The sequence below is a fragment of the Halalkalibacter oceani genome (assembly GCF_040544555.1).
Lineage (GTDB): Bacteria > Bacillota > Bacilli > Bacillales > Bacillaceae_D > Halalkalibacter > Halalkalibacter oceani.
This window is the reverse complement of the sequence record NZ_JBEPKD010000015.1, coordinates 65313-83924: the sequence shown is the minus strand read 5'-3', so window position 1 is coordinate 83924 and position 18612 is coordinate 65313. Positions and strand designations below refer to the sequence as shown.

General features: G+C 45.7%; 16 protein-coding genes. 13 read left to right on the top strand and 3 right to left on the bottom strand.

What is annotated here, in order from left to right; all coding sequences use genetic code 11:
* Positions 1–44 precede the first annotated feature (44 nt).
* The 3 genes from ABMB67_RS15685 (at position 45) to ABMB67_RS15675 (ending at position 3186) form a co-directional block, all read left to right on the top strand.
* Positions 45–686 carry a copper amine oxidase N-terminal domain-containing protein gene (locus ABMB67_RS15685; RefSeq protein ID WP_354572658.1) on the top strand — a complete coding sequence of 214 codons (642 nt, stop codon included), beginning with the start codon at positions 45–47 and terminating at the stop codon, positions 684–686.
* 241 nt (positions 687–927) lie between these two features.
* Positions 928–2313, top strand: a complete 1386-nt coding sequence (locus tag ABMB67_RS15680; protein ID WP_354572657.1) for an aspartate aminotransferase family protein — start codon at positions 928–930, stop codon at positions 2311–2313.
* Between the two features lie 18 nt (positions 2314–2331).
* The gene (locus ABMB67_RS15675; RefSeq protein ID WP_354572656.1) at positions 2332–3186 is read left to right on the top strand and encodes a MurR/RpiR family transcriptional regulator; all 855 of its coding nucleotides are present in this window, start codon (positions 2332–2334) and stop codon (positions 3184–3186) included.
* A gap of 409 nt (positions 3187–3595) precedes the next feature.
* On the opposite strand, the gene ABMB67_RS15670 is transcribed toward ABMB67_RS15675, so the two are convergent.
* Positions 3596–5560, bottom strand: a complete 1965-nt coding sequence (locus ABMB67_RS15670) for a TRAP transporter permease (protein ID WP_354572655.1) — start codon at positions 5558–5560, stop codon at positions 3596–3598.
* 114 nt (positions 5561–5674) lie between these two features.
* Positions 5675–6712: a TAXI family TRAP transporter solute-binding subunit gene (locus tag ABMB67_RS15665; protein ID WP_354572654.1), complete on the bottom strand. Its 1038-nt coding sequence runs from the start codon at positions 6710–6712 to the stop codon at positions 5675–5677.
* A gap of 218 nt (positions 6713–6930) precedes the next feature.
* On the opposite strand from ABMB67_RS15665, the gene ABMB67_RS15660 reads away from it, so the two are divergent.
* From ABMB67_RS15660 to ABMB67_RS15615, 10 genes are all read left to right on the top strand, one after another.
* Complete coding sequence (locus ABMB67_RS15660; RefSeq protein ID WP_354572653.1) at positions 6931–8193, top strand: L-lactate MFS transporter; 1263 nt, start codon at positions 6931–6933, stop codon at positions 8191–8193.
* 55 nt (positions 8194–8248) lie between these two features.
* A complete protein-coding gene (gene fdhF, locus ABMB67_RS15655) occupies positions 8249–11239 on the top strand; it encodes a formate dehydrogenase subunit alpha (protein WP_354572652.1) in 2991 nt (996 codons plus the stop codon).
* The gene (locus ABMB67_RS15650; protein ID WP_251224035.1) at positions 11214–11702 is read left to right on the top strand and encodes a helical membrane plugin domain-containing protein; all 489 of its coding nucleotides are present in this window, start codon (positions 11214–11216) and stop codon (positions 11700–11702) included. The genes fdhF and ABMB67_RS15650 overlap by 26 nt, the downstream gene beginning before the upstream one ends.
* 15 nt (positions 11703–11717) lie before the next feature.
* Positions 11718–11936: a heavy-metal-associated domain-containing protein gene (locus ABMB67_RS15645; RefSeq protein WP_251224034.1), complete on the top strand. Its 219-nt coding sequence runs from the start codon at positions 11718–11720 to the stop codon at positions 11934–11936.
* A gap of 24 nt (positions 11937–11960) precedes the next feature.
* Complete coding sequence (locus ABMB67_RS15640) at positions 11961–12104, top strand: hypothetical protein (RefSeq protein WP_251224033.1); 144 nt, start codon at positions 11961–11963, stop codon at positions 12102–12104.
* 259 nt (positions 12105–12363) lie between these two features.
* Entirely contained in the window at positions 12364–13389 is a 1026-nt protein-coding gene (locus ABMB67_RS15635) for a Bug family tripartite tricarboxylate transporter substrate binding protein (RefSeq protein WP_354572651.1), read from the top strand.
* An 87-nt stretch (positions 13390–13476) separates the two neighbouring features.
* Positions 13477–13929, top strand: coding sequence for a tripartite tricarboxylate transporter TctB family protein (locus ABMB67_RS15630; protein ID WP_354572650.1), 453 nt, complete (start codon positions 13477–13479; stop codon positions 13927–13929).
* 14 nt (positions 13930–13943) lie between these two features.
* Positions 13944–15455, top strand: a complete 1512-nt coding sequence (locus tag ABMB67_RS15625; protein WP_354572649.1) for a tripartite tricarboxylate transporter permease — start codon at positions 13944–13946, stop codon at positions 15453–15455.
* A 46-nt stretch (positions 15456–15501) separates the two neighbouring features.
* On the top strand, positions 15502–16671 hold the full coding sequence (locus tag ABMB67_RS15620; RefSeq protein WP_354572648.1) for an amidohydrolase family protein: 1170 nt from the start codon (positions 15502–15504) through the stop codon (positions 16669–16671).
* 41 nt (positions 16672–16712) lie between these two features.
* Complete coding sequence (locus ABMB67_RS15615) at positions 16713–18035, top strand: TIGR00366 family protein (RefSeq protein WP_354572647.1); 1323 nt, start codon at positions 16713–16715, stop codon at positions 18033–18035.
* A 71-nt stretch (positions 18036–18106) separates the two neighbouring features.
* Here ABMB67_RS15615 and yidD read toward each other — a convergent pair whose 3' ends face one another.
* A complete protein-coding gene (gene yidD, locus ABMB67_RS15610) occupies positions 18107–18346 on the bottom strand; it encodes a membrane protein insertion efficiency factor YidD (protein ID WP_354572646.1) in 240 nt (79 codons plus the stop codon).
* Between the last annotated feature and the right edge of the window lie 266 nt (positions 18347–18612).

Sequence of the window (18612 nt, the reverse complement as noted above, 5' to 3'; positions counted from 1 at the left end):
TTCGATGGGGAAAATATGATCATACGCCGAAAGGTAATGCTATAATGAAGGAAAACGTTCAGAGAGTAGGGAAAGTGTTGAAGAAAGTTTGGGCATGTTTACTAGGATGTTTATTTATAGTTTGCAGTGGCGCGGCTGCAGCGTATGCAGCACCGAAAGAAATCGCCGTGTTTATCGAGGCAGACCGCCATCAATTTGACCAGGCTCCAGTCATTGAGCAGGGAAGGACTCTTGTTCCTTTAAGAGGAGTCTTTGAAGCATTAGGGGCAACGGTGAAATGGAATCAAAAGGCCCAAACCGTAACCGCTAAAAAAGGAGACCAAACGATTGAGCTGGTGATTGGAAAGAAGCAGGGCAAACGAAACGGACAAGCTTATTTCCTCGATGTACCGCCAAAAGTAATTCATGGCCGGACAATGGTGCCGCTTCGATTTATTAGCGAAGCGTTAGGCTATGAGGTGAAGTGGGATTCGTCGATCCAAACTGTTTTTATAGGAACGGATGACGCTGCGATAAAAGTAATTAAACAGAAGCTGCAAAAGGAAACAGATGATGTAACGGCATGGCTTGGGCAAAAGGATCCTGTTCTTGTGACTGACGAGGTAAATGGAAACGGCCAGGAGCCGGACGGCATTCTGTTTTGTGAAAAAAATGTCAAGCAAACGATGAAGCCTTTATGTTTATAGTATGAAGTCCAACTCCGGAGCGGACATCCCGCTTACCGTTGAGGCAAAGCCAACAGTGTACCTATCCTGGTCGCTGTTGGCTGTTTTTATTTTGACATCGTTTCTTTCAAAGAAGGATCGGCTTCATTGAGGAATTTTCATGAAATTTATCATTCAAAAATAGGTAGAGGCATAAGATAGAAAACCGTCATTTTCATATCTATATAAGGAAAAGAAAAAACGTAAGGTGAGGGATGAATGGATGGCGATGGGAGAAGGCACAAGGCCGGAATACGAATATACAGCGAAAACGTCCCATTCGAAAGCGTGGATTGAACAGGCGAAACAGGTAATGCCTGGCGGGGTAACGGCCAATATTAAGCATTTTTCGCCCTATCCACTTGTGATGAAAAAAGGCAAAGGAGCCTTTATTACGGATGTCGACGATCGACAATACGTCGACTATTTACTTGCTTACGGGGCATTAATGCTCGGGCACGGTCATCCTGAAATGAAACAGGCGATAGATGAGTTGCTCGCAGATGCCGGAACATTCTTGTTTGGTGCCCCGCATCCGTTGGAAGTGACGTTTGGTCAGGAAATTCAACGGCTTTATCCGAGTATCGAGCGGCTCCGTTACACGAACTCCGGAACCGAAGCAACGCTTTTAGCCGTGCGGCTTGCGAAGGCCTACACAAATAAAACGCGGCTTGCCAAGTTTGAAGGGCATTATCATGGGGGATACAATGACGTTCTTTACAGCGTCAATCCGCCGCTTTCAGAAGCCGGACCGGCAGATGTCCCCTGCGCTGTCCAGGAATCGATGGGCATTCAGGAAAGGGAGCGAGAAGCGCCGCTTATTTTACCGTTTAACAATCTAGCTGCCTGTGAGCGCTTATTGCGGGAACATCAGGCTTCGCTTGCGGCTGTAATCATTGAACCGTTACAGGGCGGATTTATCCCGGCGACACCCGGTTTTATCACAGGTTTACGAAACATAACGAAAAAGCTTGGGATTTTGCTCATTTTTGACGAAGTGAAAACGGGCTTTCGCATTACGCTTGGCGGTGCTGAGGAATGGTATCAGGTGAAGCCGGATTTGACAACGCTTGGGAAAGTGATCGGCGGCGGATTTCCATTCGGCATTACAGGAGGCCGGAAAGAGATTATGAAGCTGACGTCTCCGGCGGCAGGAGCGGATCTGTTTGAGCAATCCGGTAGTCGCTTTTCACGGGCAAAGGATGTTGTTTTTCACAGCGGCACGTACAATGGTCACCCGCTAATTTTAGCAGCAGGACTAAAAACGATTGAAGTGCTTCAAAGAGAGATCGACAATGTCTTTGCCGTTACCGATATGCTTAAACAGGAACTGGAAGCTTTGTTTAAGCGGAAAGGAGTACCGATGAAGGCGGTTGGCACCGGTTCGATCTTTAATGTCGTCCTAACAGAACATGACATCCTCAATTATCGCGATCTTCAAGCGTCCGATCTTGCCACCCGGAAAATGATCGACCTGCTTTTGTTAAATGAGGGCATCTATACGAAGCCTCTGAATCGCTACAGTTTATCCACGGCGCATACGGAGCGGGAGGTGGAACGGACAATCGCGGCGTATGACCGGGTGTTAACGCGGCTCGTGGGAGGGTGACGCAAAGGAGTGATGTCTGTGTTAAGCAATGATGTGTATAGACGGATTATGGAGCGGCAAGAAAACATGAGCAAATCACAAAAGAAAATTGCCGGTTATTTGATTCAGCACTCGGATACTGCCCCTTTTTTGACAGCATCCAAATTGGCAAAGCATGCAGCGGTGGGCGAAGCGACGGTGATCCGCTTTGCGGTTTTCTTAGGCTACGAGGGCTATCCGGATATGCAGCGCCATTTGCAGGAGGCGCTGCAAAAGAAAATGACATCGGCCGAAGTGTTTGCCCGGACGACGGACCGGGATGAGCGGCCGGCCCACGCCTTCGCAGAAATTGTAACGGATGACATCGCTAATTTGCGGGCGACATTGCGGCAAATTGAGCCGGAACAGTTTGAGCGGGCTGTTGAGCGTATGATAGGGGCGAAGCGGATTTATGTCATTGCTTACCGCAGTGCGGCAAGTCTCGGACATTTTTTAACCTTTTATTTAGATCTCGTTTTACAAAATACTGAATTGGTTGAGCAGGCTGACGGTGTCTCAGAACATCTGCTTGATATTACTGAGGATGATCTTGTCATCGGCTTTGGCTTTGCCCGTTACACGAAACGGACGGTTGAAGTATTAAAATATGTCAAGCAGCGGGGAGCTAACACGATTGTCATTACCGATCACGCCCTATCTCCGCTCGTTCCATACGGCGACCACGTTTTGCTGGCGGCGACAGAAATCAATTCGTTCATCGATTCCTTTGCGGCGCCCCACAGCATTGCAAGCGCGTTGATTACGGCCGTTACGCGCTCAGAACACGAAAAAGTCCAGCTGCGGCTGCAGCAGCTGGAAGAGCTGTGGGCCTCTTTCGACGTATTTTATGAATAATGGAGATATCCTGGCGGTTCCTAATGCCATAGAGCTTGAGACAAAACTAGCTTTGGACCTACTGGCAATGGCTTCACACGCCACAAGCCCGTTGCGAGAAACCCACTCACAACGAGGCCACTGAAAAACCTCTTTTTCCGTAACTCGAAGAAGAGTAATGGCTCCGCGCGTTGCGCGCCTTACTACGAAAAAACCACTCGTAGCAAGGCTTTCAAAATCAGGCAACGGCTACGCTCATTACGAAAAAGCTGCTGAAAAAGTACGATTTTCACTTTTTCAGCAGCTTCCTCACAACGGGCTTTAAAAGATCGTGGCGGTTCCGCTCATTGCTTAGAGAGGCTGGGAAAAAGGTCAAACAACAACCTTTTGTCCCAGCCTTGTCATCCACCGCTTCCCCCTTTCTGAGGCTTTAAGCAGTTGCCTGCTTTTCGTCTTTCCCGCGTTTCCGTAAAAGCTGGATACCGACGATGACAAGCACGACAATCAATCCAGCAATGGAAAGAAGCCCCGGGAAGATTAAGGCAACGCCGGCAATGAATAAGAAAATACGCTCCACTATGTTTGTCGTGGTCACGAAATAGTTCATCATCGCCGCGCTGACTGCGGCCATCCCGAGAAGCGCTGTTCCGAGTGCGATTGCGATATCCAGTACATTCGCGTCGACTAATAAAAGCACCGGGTTATACATAAAGGCATACGGAATGATAAAGGCTGCGATCGCCAGTTTAAAGGCGTTCGCTCCCGCTTTCATCGGGTTGGCTCTGGCAATCCCGGCGCCAGCATAGGCGGCGAGACAGACAGGTGGTGTAATATCAGCGACAATCCCAAAATAGAACACAAAGAAATGGGCGGCAATCAGCGGAACATTGTCAAACGCCATCAGCGCCGGAGCGGCCATTGAAGCCGTTACGACATAGTTTGCTGTCGTCGGTAACCCCATTCCGAGCAGGATGCAGGCGATCATCGTGAAAAACAAGACAAGCAGGAAAACGCCTCCGGCAAGGTCGATAATCCCTCCGGCAATTTTTCCTCCTAACCCCGTTGTCGTGACGATCCCGGCAATAATTCCGGCGGTGGCACAGGCGGCGATAACAGGTAAGGCGATTCGCGCCCCCTGCTCGAGCGTATCGATGATGTCACGAATACCCATTCGTGTATCTTTGCGGAATAAGCTGACGAAGAAGGCGGCGCCGATTCCAAAAAGAGCAGCCCGTGTCGGTGAGAAACCGAGGTAGAGCATAATGATGATCGCGGCGAGCGGCGCGAGCAAATCGAGCCGTTTGAGAATGCCGTTTAATGAAGGCAGCTGCTCTTTCGGTAACCCATGAATGCCTTGTTTCTTTGCTTCGAAATGGGTACCCATAAACACACCGGAAAAATAGAGAAGAGCAGGAATAATAGCAATTAAAATAATTTCCTGGTAGGGGATGGCCGTATTACTTGCCATAATAAAGGCCGCCGCCCCCATGATCGGCGGCATGATCTGTCCGCCGGTTGAGGCGGAAGCTTCTGCAGCGGCTGAAAATTCCGGCTTGAAGCCAGCGCGCTTCATCATCGGAATCGTAAATGAGCCGGAGCTGACGGTGTTGGCGACAGAGCTGCCCGTAACCATTCCTTGAAGTCCGCTGGCCGTGACGGCAGCCTTCGCCGTTCCACCTGTCATTCGTCCCGTCGCGCCAAAGGCCAGGTCATTGAAAAACTGGCCAATTCCCGTTTTTGTCAGCATCACCCCGAAAAAGAGAAAAAGGAAAATGAAGGTGGACGAAATGCGGATTGGCGTGCCAAAGATCGCTTCCGTATTAAAAAACATTAACGTCATGAGCCGCTCAAAATCAAAGCCGGCATGACGGAATTGGGCGACCGGAAAATGCTGTCCAAACAGCCCGTACAATAAGGCCGCCCCAGCGATAATAACAATCGGCAACCCGACCGCCCGTCGCGTCGCCTCGAGAACGAGCAGCACGCCGAGCGTGGCCACGATTATATCGACGTCACTGTAGCCGAGAATTTGCACCTGATTGCTTGTCAGCCGTTCGTATTCAAACACGATATAAAAGTTTACCGTTAGAGCAAGCAGGGCAAGGACGCCATCATACCACGGAACACCCGCTTTTTTCAGCATCGAACGCTTGAGTGGGTACAAAATATAAATCAACGATAATCCGCCGGCTAAATGGATCGCACCTTGAATGAGGCTGACATAGGCGCCGCGAAATGATGTATACAGCTGAAAAAGAGTGAAGGTGATCGCGAGGATCGAGACGACCCATGCCCATTTTTGCAGGTTCGTGCGGTAGTTTGATTCTTTATCATATTTCCGCAAAATTTCTTCAGCGTTTTCGACCGTTGCCGGTTCGAGCTGTTTTTCTTTCATTCAGCTTTCACCACCTTAATAGTCATGAAATGGATCGACTCTTGGAAAACGACAGGGAAGGAAGAAGAGGCAAAAAAAGACTGGACAGCGAGATGCCCAGTCTCTTTGCGCTCATCAGTCAATCAATCCCTGCTCTTGAAAATACGCTTCGGCACCTGGATGGAATGGCAGGCTTTCAGAGCCGAGCAGGACGTTGTCCATTGTCATATGTTCTCCTTGCGGGTGGGTGATGCTATCCGTATTTTCATATAATCCTTTCACGATCTCATAGCCGAGTTCTTCGCTTACCTGGTCAAGAGAACCGACAAGAATCGCATAAGCAGTAACTGTACTTACAGGTTCGTCAAGGAAATCATAAGCATCTGCCGCGATTTCATAGCCGCCGTAATCACTGTTCTCTTCAACATAGGCGAGCGCCTCTCCTTCAATTGGTAAAATGACAACCTCGCGTTGAAGGGAAAGCTCAGCTGTTGTGCTGTCCGGCAAGCCGAGAAGCCCGAAAGAAGCATCAAGCTGACCGTCCTGAATGCGGGCCGCGGCGTCGCCGAAGCCTTCTTCGAACGGCTCATAGTCGCCGTCTTCAATTCCATAAGCTTCGAGAATCAGACGAGCCGCTGACTGTGTCCCGCTGCCGGCTGGTCCGATCGCGACGCGCTTTCCTCTAAGGTCCTCTATGGAAGTGATTCCCGAGTCGGCCGTTGTGACGACCTGCATCACTTCCGGGTAAATATAGCCTAAGAAACCGAAGTTATCAACGACTGCTCCTTCAAAATCTCCTTCCCCAGCCATTGCTTCAATTGCCGGGATGTGAACCGTCATACCAAGCTGCATTTCACCGCGGAAAATTTGCCCGAGGTTGTCAACCGAGGCGCCGGAGGCCACGGCACTGACGTTAAATCCATCATAGTCGACGTTTGCATTTAAGACGTTGGCGATTTCCTGGCCGAGCGGATAATATGTACCGCCAGTACTCCCTGTTCCTAGCTGCAAGTCTGTTTCGTAGTCACCTGCCGGCTCCTGCTCTTCGCCTGTATCAGCTGTCTCATCACCTACTGGCTCTTCAGGCTCTGGCTCGGCCCCGCCGCCACATGCTCCTAAGATTAGTCCAAGTGAAAGAAAGCCCGCTGATAGAAAGCCCAGTTTTTTCTTCATCAAATTCCCCCTTTTTTCTATTTACTATTTCGTACGCGTTTTCCATCGCCTATATTCCCATTTTAATCTGAATTTTCTTATAATGTCAAAGAAATGGGAAAAGTTTTATGGGAGAAAATCCGACAATTTCCATATGCTGCAATTCCTTTCTTGTTTATAAGTATCAAATGAGCGAAGACGTTCATACTAACACTAACTTTTTTTAAAGGAGTGGGAAAATGGACAGACCCAAAAAAAATCGTTGGTTCATTGCGTTGTCCGCTATTTTCATTCATCTCTCAATCGGGTCTGTGTATGCGTACAGTGTTTTTCAAACACCGTTACATACTGAACTGGGTTGGGAAAGCACAACCGTGACGATCGCCTTTACGATTGCGATCTTCTTTTTAGGGATGTCAGCCGCTTTTTTTGGCAGATTTGTTGAGGAGAAAGGACCGCGTGTTTCCGCCTTTTTATCGGCTATTTTGTTCGGGTTGGGACTAATTGGGACAGGGATGGCGATAAATGTCGGAAATGTCTATCTCTTTTATTTGACGTATGGCGTTCTTGGCGGAATTGGGTTGGGGATTGGCTATATAGCCCCGGTATCGACATTGGTCAAATGGTTTCCTGACCGGCGCGGTCTGGCAACCGGGATGGCGGTGTTTGGGTTTGGAGCCGGGTCGCTGATCGCCAGTCCGGTAGCGGCCCAGTTAATTGAACGAATCGGGACGGCAAATACGTTCTTTCTTCTTGGCGCTGTCTATTTTGCTCTGATGGTTCTTGGAGCTGCCTACATTGTCCGACCGCCTGAAGGATGGATGATGTCATCGCAAAAGGAAGAAGAGGCTGGCAAGCTCGTCAAAAGGGCGGACTTGTCGCAGTTGACTGCAAACGAAGCGATCAAAACAAAGCGCTTTTGGATGCTGTGGTGGATGATGTTTATTAATATTTCATCCGGCATCATGCTCATTTCTGTCGCCTCGCCAATGGCGCAGGAGAAAGTAGGGATCTCGGCCATCGCCGCGGCGGGAATTGTCGGCGTGATGGGCTTGTTTAATGGAGGGGGAAGAATTGCCTGGGCATCTTTCTCTGATTATTTAGGACGAGAAAACGTCTATCTCATTTTTTTCATCGTCCAGCTTATTTCATTTTTCATCCTGCCAACGATTACGAGCGCGGTTATGTTTCAAATCCTGATGTATGTAATCGTCTCGATTTACGGCGGCGGCTTTGCGTCGTTACCGGCTTTTATCGGCGATTTATTTGGCACGAAGCAATTAGGCGCGATTCACGGCTATTTGCTGACAGCCTGGGCTTTAGCAGGTGTCCTTGGCCCGATGGTCGTTTCGTTTATCCGCACAACGACAAACAGCTATGATCAAACATTTTATATCTTTGCCGCTTTAATTGCCTCAGCTCTCGTCGTGACGATCTTTTTAAAGCGGGAGATTAAAGCGATTCGCGCAGGCAACAATGAACCACATGCTAGTGCGACGTGAATGGTCGGCTGGTCGGTAATTGCCAGCCTAGAAGAAATGAAGGGAAGGTGAGAAGATGTCTGCCAATACATTTCAAATCAAGATTAACGGGCAAGCGTACGAGGCGAAAGAAGGTCAATCCATTTTTGAAGTGGCGAAAGAGGGAAGTCTCTATATTCCGGGAATTTGCTCGTCTCAGCCCGATTTAGGAATCGGCGTTATTCAAACATGCGATACTTGTTTTGTCGAGGTCAATGGAGAGCTGAAGCGTTCCTGTTCAACGGAAGCCGCTCCGGATATGAAGGTTGAAACAACCTCGCCGCTCGCCAGAGAAGCCCAGCATGAAGCGATGTCAAGAATACTGGAGAATCATGAACTGTACTGCACAGTTTGTGACAATAACAATGGGAACTGTACCGTTCATAATACAGCTGAATATCTTGAAATTGAACATCAAAAATATGAGTTTACGCCAAAGCCTTACCCGCCGGATAACTCTCATCCCTTTTATCGGTATGAGCCTGATCAATGTATTTTATGTGGGTTGTGTGTCGAAGCCTGTCAAGATTTGCAGGTGAGTGAGGTGCTGTCGATTGATTGGAACAGAGAACGACCACGCGTCATTTGGGATGATGATGTGCCAATTGACGAGTCGTCCTGTGTTTCGTGCGGTCATTGCGTCACCGTATGCCCGTGTAACGCCCTAATGGAAAAATCGATGCTCGGAAAAGCGGGGTATATGACGGCGATTCCTAAAAACGTTCTTGAACCGATGATTGATTTGACAAAAGAAGTGGAGCCGAGCTACCGCGAGATTTTTACGATTTCAAATGTGGAAGCAACGATGAGAGAAGACAGGATTTCACGGACAAAAACAGTTTGCACCTATTGCGGCGTTGGCTGCAGCTTCGAGGTCTGGACAAAGGACCGTGAAATTTTAAAAATCCAGCCATCGCCTGAAGCGCCGGTAAACGGCATTTCGACCTGCATAAAGGGGAAATTCGGCTGGGATTTCGTCAACAGTAAGGAACGGTTAACGAAGCCGTTAATCCGCAAAGGAGAGAGGTTTGTCGAAGCGACATGGGAGGAAGCATTAACGCTGATCAGCTCAAAATTGACCGGGATAAAAGAGCAGTATGGTGCCGATGCGATGGGGTTTATTTCGTCCTCCAAGTGTACGAACGAGGAAAATTATCTTTTTCAAAAGCTGGCCCGTTCCGTCTATGGAACGAACAATGTCGATAATTGTTCGCGTTACTGTCAATCCCCGGCCACGGCAGGTTTAATGAGAACGGTCGGCTTGGGTGGCGATTCCGGAACGATGGAGGATATCGCTCAATCAGACTTGGTTTTTGTGATTGGCGCCAACCCGGCTGAATCACATCCTGTGCTAGCGACCCGGGTAAAACGGGCCCACAAACTGCACGATCAAACGTTAATTGTAGCTGATCTTAGAAAGCATGAGCTGGCTGAAATGGCAGATCTCTTTCTTCACCCGAAGCCATCCAGTGATATCGTCTGGTTAAATGCGGTGACGAAATATATCATTGAGCAAGGCTGGGCTGACGAAGATTTTATTCGGGCAAGAGTAAACGGCTTTGAGAAATTTGTGAAGTCGCTTGAAAAATTCACAATTGATTATGCTGTGGAACATACAGGGCTGACAAAAGAGCAGCTGATTGAACTGGCGACGACGATTTCCAAAGCAAAAAGCATGTGCATTTTATGGGCGATGGGGGTCACTCAGCATTTAGGCGGGACCGAGACAAGCACGGCGATTTCCAATCTGCTGCTTGTAACCGGAAATTATGGCAGACCGGGTACGGGCGCTTATCCGCTCAGGGGACATAACAATGTCCAGGGCGCCTGTGATTTCGGGACGATGCCGGCCTGGATGCCGGGCTATGAGCCGGTGGAGAGCGATGAAGTCCGTGCCCGTTATGAGAAAGCATGGGGAACCCCGCTACCTAAAAAGCCGGGTTTGAACAACCATCAGATTGTCGAAACGATTCATTCCGGAAAAATAAAAGGGATGTATCTATTTGGTGAGGAAATGGGTCTCGTCGATTCAAATATTAATTACGTCCATGAAGCATTCGAGAAATTGGATTTCTTTGTTGTACAGGATATCTTCTTCTCGAAAACAGCCCAATTTGCCGATGTTGTCCTTCCGGCAGCGCCAAGCCTGGAAAAGGACGGCACGTTTACAAATACGGAGAGACGGATTCAGCGGCTTTATAAAGTGTTTGAGCCTCTTGGCGAAAGCAAGCCTGACTGGGAAATTTTTCAGGAAGTGGCCAACAGCTTGGGCGCTGACTGGTCATACAGTCATCCAAGTGAAATTATGGCCGAAGCCGCAAGTCTGGCTCCGCTTTTTGCCGGAGTCAGCTATGAACGGCTGGAAAATTGGCAAAGCCAGCTCTGGCCTGTGAAAAAAGACGGGACGAGCACCCCGCTGCTCTATGAGGATCAATTTCCTTTTGAAGATGGGAAAGCAAAGCTCTTTCCAGTTGAATGGCGCGAGCCGTACCACCCGGGTGAAGAATATGATTTGCATCTAAACAATGGACGGATGCTCGAGCATTTCCATGAAGGGAATTTGACCTACCAATCTGAGGGCATCACGCATAAAGTGCCTGAACCGTGGCTTGAAGTATCACCTGAACTGGCCGAGGAGCGCGGAATCGAGACCGGGGCGCTCGTCCGGCTCATTTCTCCATATGGAAAGGTTAAATTACGTGTATGGGTAACCGATCAAGTGAAAGGAAAAGAGCTGTATTTGCCAATGAACACGAGGGAAGAATCAGAGGCCGTCAATCGCCTGACGAGCAGCTACCATGATTTCATTACCCATACGCCAAACTACAAAGAAATGAGCGTGCGGATGGAAGTCATTGAAAAGACCGGGGAGTCTCCTATTCCGAGACATAACCACCGCTTTGGCAACCGTCAGCCACAGCTTGGGGTAAATGTAGAGAAAAAGTGGAGCAGGGACGATTTCACCTCTATCCCTGACATGGTTGAAAGCGAGGGATTTGGCGATGGCCAGGAAAATCGAGCAAATTGATAAACGGGTGCCGGATCAAGTCGAAGTAAACGCCGAGGCGCTAAAGATGCTGACGGAACGAATCGCTGAAAACGAACGCTCTATCACCGTTTTGATAGAGATAGTCGAGGAACTACATGAGGCCGGCATTCTTGATGCACTGAAAGGATTATTAAAAACGAGAGACAAGGTCGGCGCCCTGGCGATTCAGCAATTGAATCAGCCAGGGGCCCATCATATGATAAAAAATGGCATGAGCCTGCTCCAAACTGCCAGTCAAATTGAACCTGAACATTTGACAAGAATAATGAACGGCATGACAAAAGGGCTTCAAGCCATGGCAGAAAACAATAGCAATGAACCGCTCAGCATGTGGCAGATGATGAAAATGATGCGTGATCCGCACGTAAACGCCTCGCTTCAAACGATGCTTGGTTTTATGCAGGGAATGGGCCAAGAGCTAAATAAGAGAACCGTTCATTAGAAAGGAGCTTCCTCAATGATCACCGCGAAAATGATCGTGCAAAATATGAAAACCGAGCAGGACAAGCAAAAAGTCGATGCCGTGTTACACGATGTATGGGGCGTGAGACAAGTCGAAGCCGATCTGACAACAAAGGAAGTGCTAATCTCCTACAACGAAAACGCAGCATCCCTCCACGATTTTGAACAGGCGATAATCGACTGCGGCTATCAGCTCGCCCCTCAAGCAGAATAGCCGGAAAGGAGAGTGACAATAACGATGGCAAGAATTTGTGAAGTTTGCGGCCGGGTCGACAACAACAACCACGAAGACGACATCGATCACGACCTATTAGATGTATGCGCCTCCTGCACGAATGACCGGCAGCATCATAGTATGAGCATGGATGGGGAGGGGGAGTGATCAACAGCTGCTTTTCATTTAAAAGAGACAGCTGGTCTTTCTGAACAAAATAAGCAGATGCCCATTGTCCACCCACCATTTTCAAGCTGAGTGAAAGGGAAAACCCCTTTTGCCCAGCTTCTTTTTGATTGGGACATAAAATGCCTCTACTCAACTGGAGTTCTGAACGAATAGACAAGATGGTCTAAGTTGAGTTTGTAAGCGTATACATTTAATTAGGAACTGAAATAGAATTTATTTAACAAGAGAGGTGTTTATTTTGAAAAAGAAGCTATTGTTTTTTAGTTTTTGGCTACTATTCGGTATTTTTTTAGCTGCATGCGGAGGTGAACAACAAGTAAGTAGCGGTGAAGAAACAACAGAAAATAACGATGGTCAGGAAGGACAATCATTAGATTATCCAACGAAGCCGGTAGAAATTATTGTTCCGTATGATGCAGGTGGAGGCCAAGATATTGCTGCCCGGACTTTTGCCAAATACCTTGAAGAGGAATTAGGTCAACGGGTTATCGTGTCCAACGTTTCAGGTGGTGGAGGGGTAATGGGACATACGCAAATTGCTAATGCTGAACCGGACGGTTATACATTGGGAATTATTCATACCTTTACGTCCGTTGACCAATTTACTTTGGCAGAAATTCCTTATACAGAAAAGGATTTTAAACCAGTGGCAATGATTGCGGCGGATCCTTTAGTTTTAGTGGCTAAAAAAGATATAGGTGTAGATAATTTTGAAGACTTTATTGAATATGTAAAAGGAAAGCCGGGAGAAGTAACGATAGGAATGGGTGGACCGTGGAATGGTCATGATTTTTTCAGACATAAATTAGAAACGGAAACAGGGGTTGAGTTCGAGCGGATGTTATTTCAGGGAGGAGCTCCAGCTCTTACGGCAGTGGCCGGAGGAAATGCTGATAGCGCAACTCCATTTGTAGCAGAGGCGTTAGCCCAAATTGAGGCGGATACGGTTGTTCCATTGGCGGTAAGCAGTGATGAAAGATCTCCATTGTTACCTGATATCCCAACAGTAAAAGAGTTTGGTTATGATGTAACTCAATATATGTGGCGAGGTTTTGCTGTTCCGACAGATACCCCACAGGAAATTGTTGATTATCTTGATGAAGTTTTTACGAGAACATTCAATAATCCACAATATCAGGAGGATGCTGAAAAAGCGGGAATCAGTCTTTCATTTAAGAACCATGAGGAATTTACAAAATATTCACAGGAGGAATTTGAGACATATAAAAGTGTTGTGGAAGAACTTGGTATTGAACCTCAATAATAAAGGTCAATGTAACGGGGGCTATGCTCTGAAAAACATTTGTCCCCGTTATTTTTTACGAATAATGAATAGTTAGGAGGTTTCCTGATGCTAAGTCGTTTCCGAAAAATAAATCCGGACATTTTCATAGCGATATTTTTAATCGTGTTCTTAAGTTTTCTATGGCAAGTGAATAATGACGCACCCCCCCGGGCCAGCCAATACCCCAGGTATTTATTACTTTTTTCTTATTTATTGACGATTGTGTTGCTCATTACTTCTTTGAAAAAAACATCCGCTCAAGGTGATAAAATCAACGCGGGAAGCTATAAACACATCATTGTGATTACGCTGGTAACTGTCATATATGTAGCCCTGATTAACTATATAGGTTTTGGAGTTTCTACTTTTCTATACATCTTTACGGTGCTTTGGATTCTCGAAGTGAGAAGGAAAATGGTATTAATCTTGGTTCCGCTTTTAACCACAACTACGCTATATTTTATTTTTAATAATCTCTTGATGGTGTTATTACCCCAAGGATATTTTTTTGGCGGCTAATGGAGGAATGATTGATGGTTGAATCAATTTTGCTGGGCATCTCAGGTTTATTAAATCCTTTGAATCTTGGAATAATCGTTTTTGGGCTGCTAATCGGAATGATTTTTGGCGCTCTACCTGGATTTAGCGCAACGATGGCGTTGGCTGTGCTGGTCCCCTTTTCATTTTGGCTGCCTCCTGATGCTGCATTATTAATGCTGAGTGCTGTATATTGCAGTTCCATATATGCCGGGTCCATTCCCGCTGTTTTGCTGGGGATTCCCGGTACTCCGGCTTCTGTCCCAACGACATATGATGGATTAGCAATGACGAAGCAGGGAAAAGCAGGGCAAGCGTTAACTTATGTTACATTCGGATCGAGCGCAGGCGGGGTGTTAAGTTCGATTGCCCTGCTGGTCGGTGCTCCTCTTCTCGCCTTAGTTGCTTTAAAAGTAGGACCACCGGAACAGATGATGCTTGCCATTTTCGGATTGAGTGTTGTTTGTACATTATCATCAGGAAATATGCTTAAAGGGGTATTAGTCGGTTTTTTAAGTTTGTTATTGGCGACAGTAGGGCAAGACCCTGTTGAAGGATATCCAAGATTTACGCTCGGATTTCATGAGTTGTTAGGCGGAATCCCGCTAATACCTGTTCTGATAGGGTTATTCACCATACCTGAGGTTTTTAATATGATCGAGCAAAGGACAAAAAATAGAAGGACGCCCCCTAAGATTGGCTCTTTAAAAGTCACTTTGCGAGAAAAGATGAGAATGTTTTTGCTGACTTTTCGCTCAGCCTGTATTGGAATTGGAATAGGGATCATACCTGCAGCAGGTCCCGAAATAGCATCATTTATTTCTTATAATGAAGCAATACGCTCTTCGAAGAATCCAGAAAAATTTGGTAAGGGAGCTCCGGAGGGGATTGTGGCGGCTGAAGCGGCAAATAACGGGGTTACAGGAGGGTCATTAATTCCTCTTCTAACGCTTAGCATTCCCGGAAGTGCGCCTGCGGCTGTTTTTCTGGGAGCATTGCTAATTCACGGTTTACGGCCGGGACCGACTTTATTTACACAAAATACAGACATTGTTTATACATTACTTGTCGGTTTCATTGTGATCAATATCCTAATGTATTTTATCGGATTATTATTTAATCGAGTTTCATCGCAAGTCATAAAAGTTCCGGTTAATATTTTAATCCCGATTATTCTGGTATTTGCTATACTCGGTTCCTTTGCCGTTCAAAGAGCATTATTTGACGTAGGCATTATGCTTATATCAGGCTTGATCGGCTATTTTATGATTAAACATCATTATCCGGTAGCGCCAATAGCACTTGCCTTAATTCTTGGCCCTTTGTTGGAACAGGCACTGCAGCAATCGCTGACGATGACGCAGGGGAACTTACTGTTAGTATTTTCAAGACCACTTACCATTGTCTTTCTCATCTTGACATTACTATCATTGGTTTGGCCGTTACTTTCTAAGGTGTTTGTAAAATTGAAACCGCGGCAAGATCATAACAATTATTTAAATAAATAAGATTTTTGTTTAGAATACGACGTTATTTCAAATTGGAGGGGAAAGAATGAGAAAGGTAATAAAAGGTTCCTTTTTATTCGACAGTATAGAGGGTAAGTTTGTAGCTGATCCGGTTGTTTTTATTGAAGATGATCAAATCATTGATCTGCAATATGGGGAAGTTGACATTGCTCGTACTGATCAGGTAATTGATTTAATGGGCTACACGTTGTTGCCTGGAATGATAGATGCACACGATCATTTATCATTATCTCCACAATTGGAGAATCACCCGGCGTTAATGAATGACCCGGATCCGTTATTAATGTTACGAGCTATTGAAAATATGAAAATTGATTTAAAAAAAGGCATTACCACGTCCAGATGCCTAGGAGATAAAAATTTTATTGATATTTATATAAAGGATGCCGTTGACCAGGGAGTAATAGCGGGCCCGAGAATTATTACCTGCACACGAGGTATTAAGGCTACTCATGCCCACGGCTCTGTAGGAACCGTATTTAATGGAAAAGAAGAGATCAGGAAAGCTGCCCGGGAGAATTTGTTACGGGGCGCTCAATTTTTAAAACTGTTTATGACAGATACAATTCGTACAAGTGAATTTATGCCTTATTACATGACGAGAGAAGAAGTTCGTGTTGTTGTGGAAGAAGCTGCTCAGGTAGGAAAGAAGGTTGCAGCGCATTCTATTGGCGGAGAAGGCTTAACGATTTGCATCGAAGAAGGTATGGAAGTAATTGAACACGCTTACTTTGCTTCCGATCAACAAATTGAAGCCATGAAGGAAAATAATCACTGGGTTGTATTAACTCCGAGCATTTTCTTTAATGATGAAAGATGGAGTACAGTGCCAGTTTCGGTCGCCGAAGGGTTCAGAAGAAACAGAGAAGAAGTTTTGGAGCGCCATCAAGCTATTTTACGATCGGGTGTTAAATTTGCAGTAGGCACCGATGCCACACATGGTCAATTAGACGAAGATATTATTTTTCTTGTGAATATTGGTGGTGACCCAGTTGCAGTTCTTCAGGGAGTTACGATTAATGCTGCAAAAGTTAGTGATTTTGAAGATCAAATCGGTTCTGTGGAAATAGGGAAGAAGGCAGATATTGTCGCTTTGAAGGGCAATCTTTCTGAGGACATCACGTTAATTAAAAACATTGAGTGGGTCATGAAAAATGGCGAAATCAAAGTGGAAAATAATATTGCTTATTTTTAAGAAGTCTTTGATTCCCTCTCCAAAAGAGAGTGAGGGATTTGGTGATCTATAAAATTAGAAATTTCTTAGATTGCTATTTGCCTAACGCTTTTACAATAGCACTATGTTTAACGCTCTTGGTACTCCTACTCGGTGCAGTCATTCAACAGCAAACTCCTGTGCAAATGATTTTATACTGGTATGAAGGTTTCTGGGGATTTCTTACTTTTACATTGCAAATGTCATTAATGTTAGTGCTGGGAAGTACGATAGCAACTGCTCCGGCAATGAAGCAGTTTTTAGAACGAATCTTTGTTAAGGTCGATACTCCTTTAAAAGCTCTTTATTTAATTATGATCATTTCGGCATGCGCAACTTTTTTTAACTGGGCTGTCGGAATCATTATTGGTCCTGTGCTTACATTAATCATGAAAAAAAGAATGCCGCATGTTAATTTAGCTCACTTAATCGGAGCATCATATGCGATGTACGTGATTATTTTTCCGATATCCATTAGTTCGACTACTGCGTTGCTTGTTACTACTTCTGGACATTTCCTGGAGAATCAAATTGGTATTGTTCCATTCCAACAAACGATTTTTGCTCCAAAAGCAATATTTACTAGTCTTATCTCATTTCTTGCCCTCCTGGTCTTCTTTCATATGATTGTGGTAAAAGAAAGATCTACAGGGCAAGCCGCGGAAGAGCTGATAAATGAAAGTGAGAGTAGTAAGAATGAATCTGCCAATCATTTTTTTGCCGATAAGGTTAACAATAGTCCTTTACTGACCTATTTGTTATGTTTTTGCGCTTCTTTGGCGATCTTTTATTACATGAAAGAAAATAAGATGATGATTGATTTTAATTTCATTAACTTTATTCTTTTGTTTTTAGGTATGGCAATTTATAAAAGTCCGGAAAAGTATGTAAGTGCGTTTACAAAAAATTTATCAATCATTTCCGGTATTATTCTGCAATTTCCCTTATATTCTGGAATAATGGCAATGATGTCAGATTCAGGCTTGGTTGAAACACTTATTCAATGGATCACGAATGTTTCGACAACAGAAACATTCCCGTTTTGGGTGATAGTAGCTTCTTCCTTGATCAATTTCTTCATCCCGGCCAATGGAGGTCAATGGCTAATCACAGGTTCGTTACTTACTACAGCAGGAAGCAATTTAGATGTCCCCATCGGAACGATCATAAATGCTTTTAATTTTGGCACATTTACTTCAAATTTTCTCCAACCATTTTGGGCTTTACCGGCACTGGCTCTATCAGGACTAAAAGTAAAAGACATTTGGAGTTATTGTCTGATCGCTTTTCTGATTTTCATGGCAACTACTCTTGTATGTTTTTATCTCTTCCCCGCTTCCTGGTAAATGATAAAGGCTCTCTTGATCCAGGATACAGCAAGGATGAACCGGCCTAGACGATATTTGTAGTAAATAAATCAGGAGTGTCGCCTCTCCCCCTCCTCACTCGGAGGCACTTCGTCAATTCCGCCGGGGTGGAAGGGGTGGCATTTGCAAATGCGTTTGATTGTGAGCCAGCCGCCTTTTAAGGCGCCGAAGCGTTGGATAGCTTCGATGCCGTAATGGGAGCAGGTCGGGTAAAAGCGGCATGTTGGCGGTTTGAGCGGCGAGATTACTTTTTGATACATTTTAATGATAAGAAGCAGAAGCTTTTTCATTTTTTTCACCGACTTAAAAAAAATTTAAAAAGATAGCAGGAATTTGCGCTTTCTTGTCTAATTATAGCAACAATTCTGTTAGGAGAGGAGGGAAAGGCCTTGACACGGTAAAATTAACTGACATGTGCCCCCTGCATAGAGCCCTCAATCAAGATTGAAATGAGGTGATACGTATGCAAAGGAAACGGAAAGCTGAAGGCGGCTTCACGCTAATTGAAATTAACAGGGGGTAGTTCCTACGAAAAAACGACTGCGAAAAAAACGTT

Excerpts from the sequence above, each read along its gene's own strand:
- ABMB67_RS15685 (WP_354572658.1), top strand. The coding sequence starts at position 45 with ATGAAGGAAAACGTTCAGAGAGTAGGGAAAGTGTTGAAGAAAGTTTGG.
- ABMB67_RS15680 (WP_354572657.1), top strand. The coding sequence starts at position 928 with ATGGCGATGGGAGAAGGCACAAGGCCGGAATACGAATATACAGCGAAA.
- ABMB67_RS15670 (WP_354572655.1), bottom strand. The coding sequence starts at position 5,560 with ATGAAAGAAAAACAGCTCGAACCGGCAACGGTCGAAAACGCTGAAGAA.
- ABMB67_RS15665 (WP_354572654.1), bottom strand. The coding sequence starts at position 6,712 with ATGAAGAAAAAACTGGGCTTTCTATCAGCGGGCTTTCTTTCACTTGGA.
- ABMB67_RS15660 (WP_354572653.1), top strand. The coding sequence starts at position 6,931 with ATGGACAGACCCAAAAAAAATCGTTGGTTCATTGCGTTGTCCGCTATT.
- fdhF (WP_354572652.1), top strand. The coding sequence starts at position 8,249 with ATGTCTGCCAATACATTTCAAATCAAGATTAACGGGCAAGCGTACGAG.
- ABMB67_RS15650 (WP_251224035.1), top strand. The coding sequence starts at position 11,214 with ATGGCCAGGAAAATCGAGCAAATTGATAAACGGGTGCCGGATCAAGTC.
- ABMB67_RS15645 (WP_251224034.1), top strand. The coding sequence starts at position 11,718 with ATGATCACCGCGAAAATGATCGTGCAAAATATGAAAACCGAGCAGGAC.
- ABMB67_RS15640 (WP_251224033.1), top strand. The coding sequence starts at position 11,961 with ATGGCAAGAATTTGTGAAGTTTGCGGCCGGGTCGACAACAACAACCAC.
- ABMB67_RS15630 (WP_354572650.1), top strand. The coding sequence starts at position 13,477 with ATGCTAAGTCGTTTCCGAAAAATAAATCCGGACATTTTCATAGCGATA.
- ABMB67_RS15625 (WP_354572649.1), top strand. The coding sequence starts at position 13,944 with ATGGTTGAATCAATTTTGCTGGGCATCTCAGGTTTATTAAATCCTTTG.
- ABMB67_RS15620 (WP_354572648.1), top strand. The coding sequence starts at position 15,502 with ATGAGAAAGGTAATAAAAGGTTCCTTTTTATTCGACAGTATAGAGGGT.
- yidD (WP_354572646.1), bottom strand. The coding sequence starts at position 18,346 with ATGAAAAAGCTTCTGCTTCTTATCATTAAAATGTATCAAAAAGTAATC.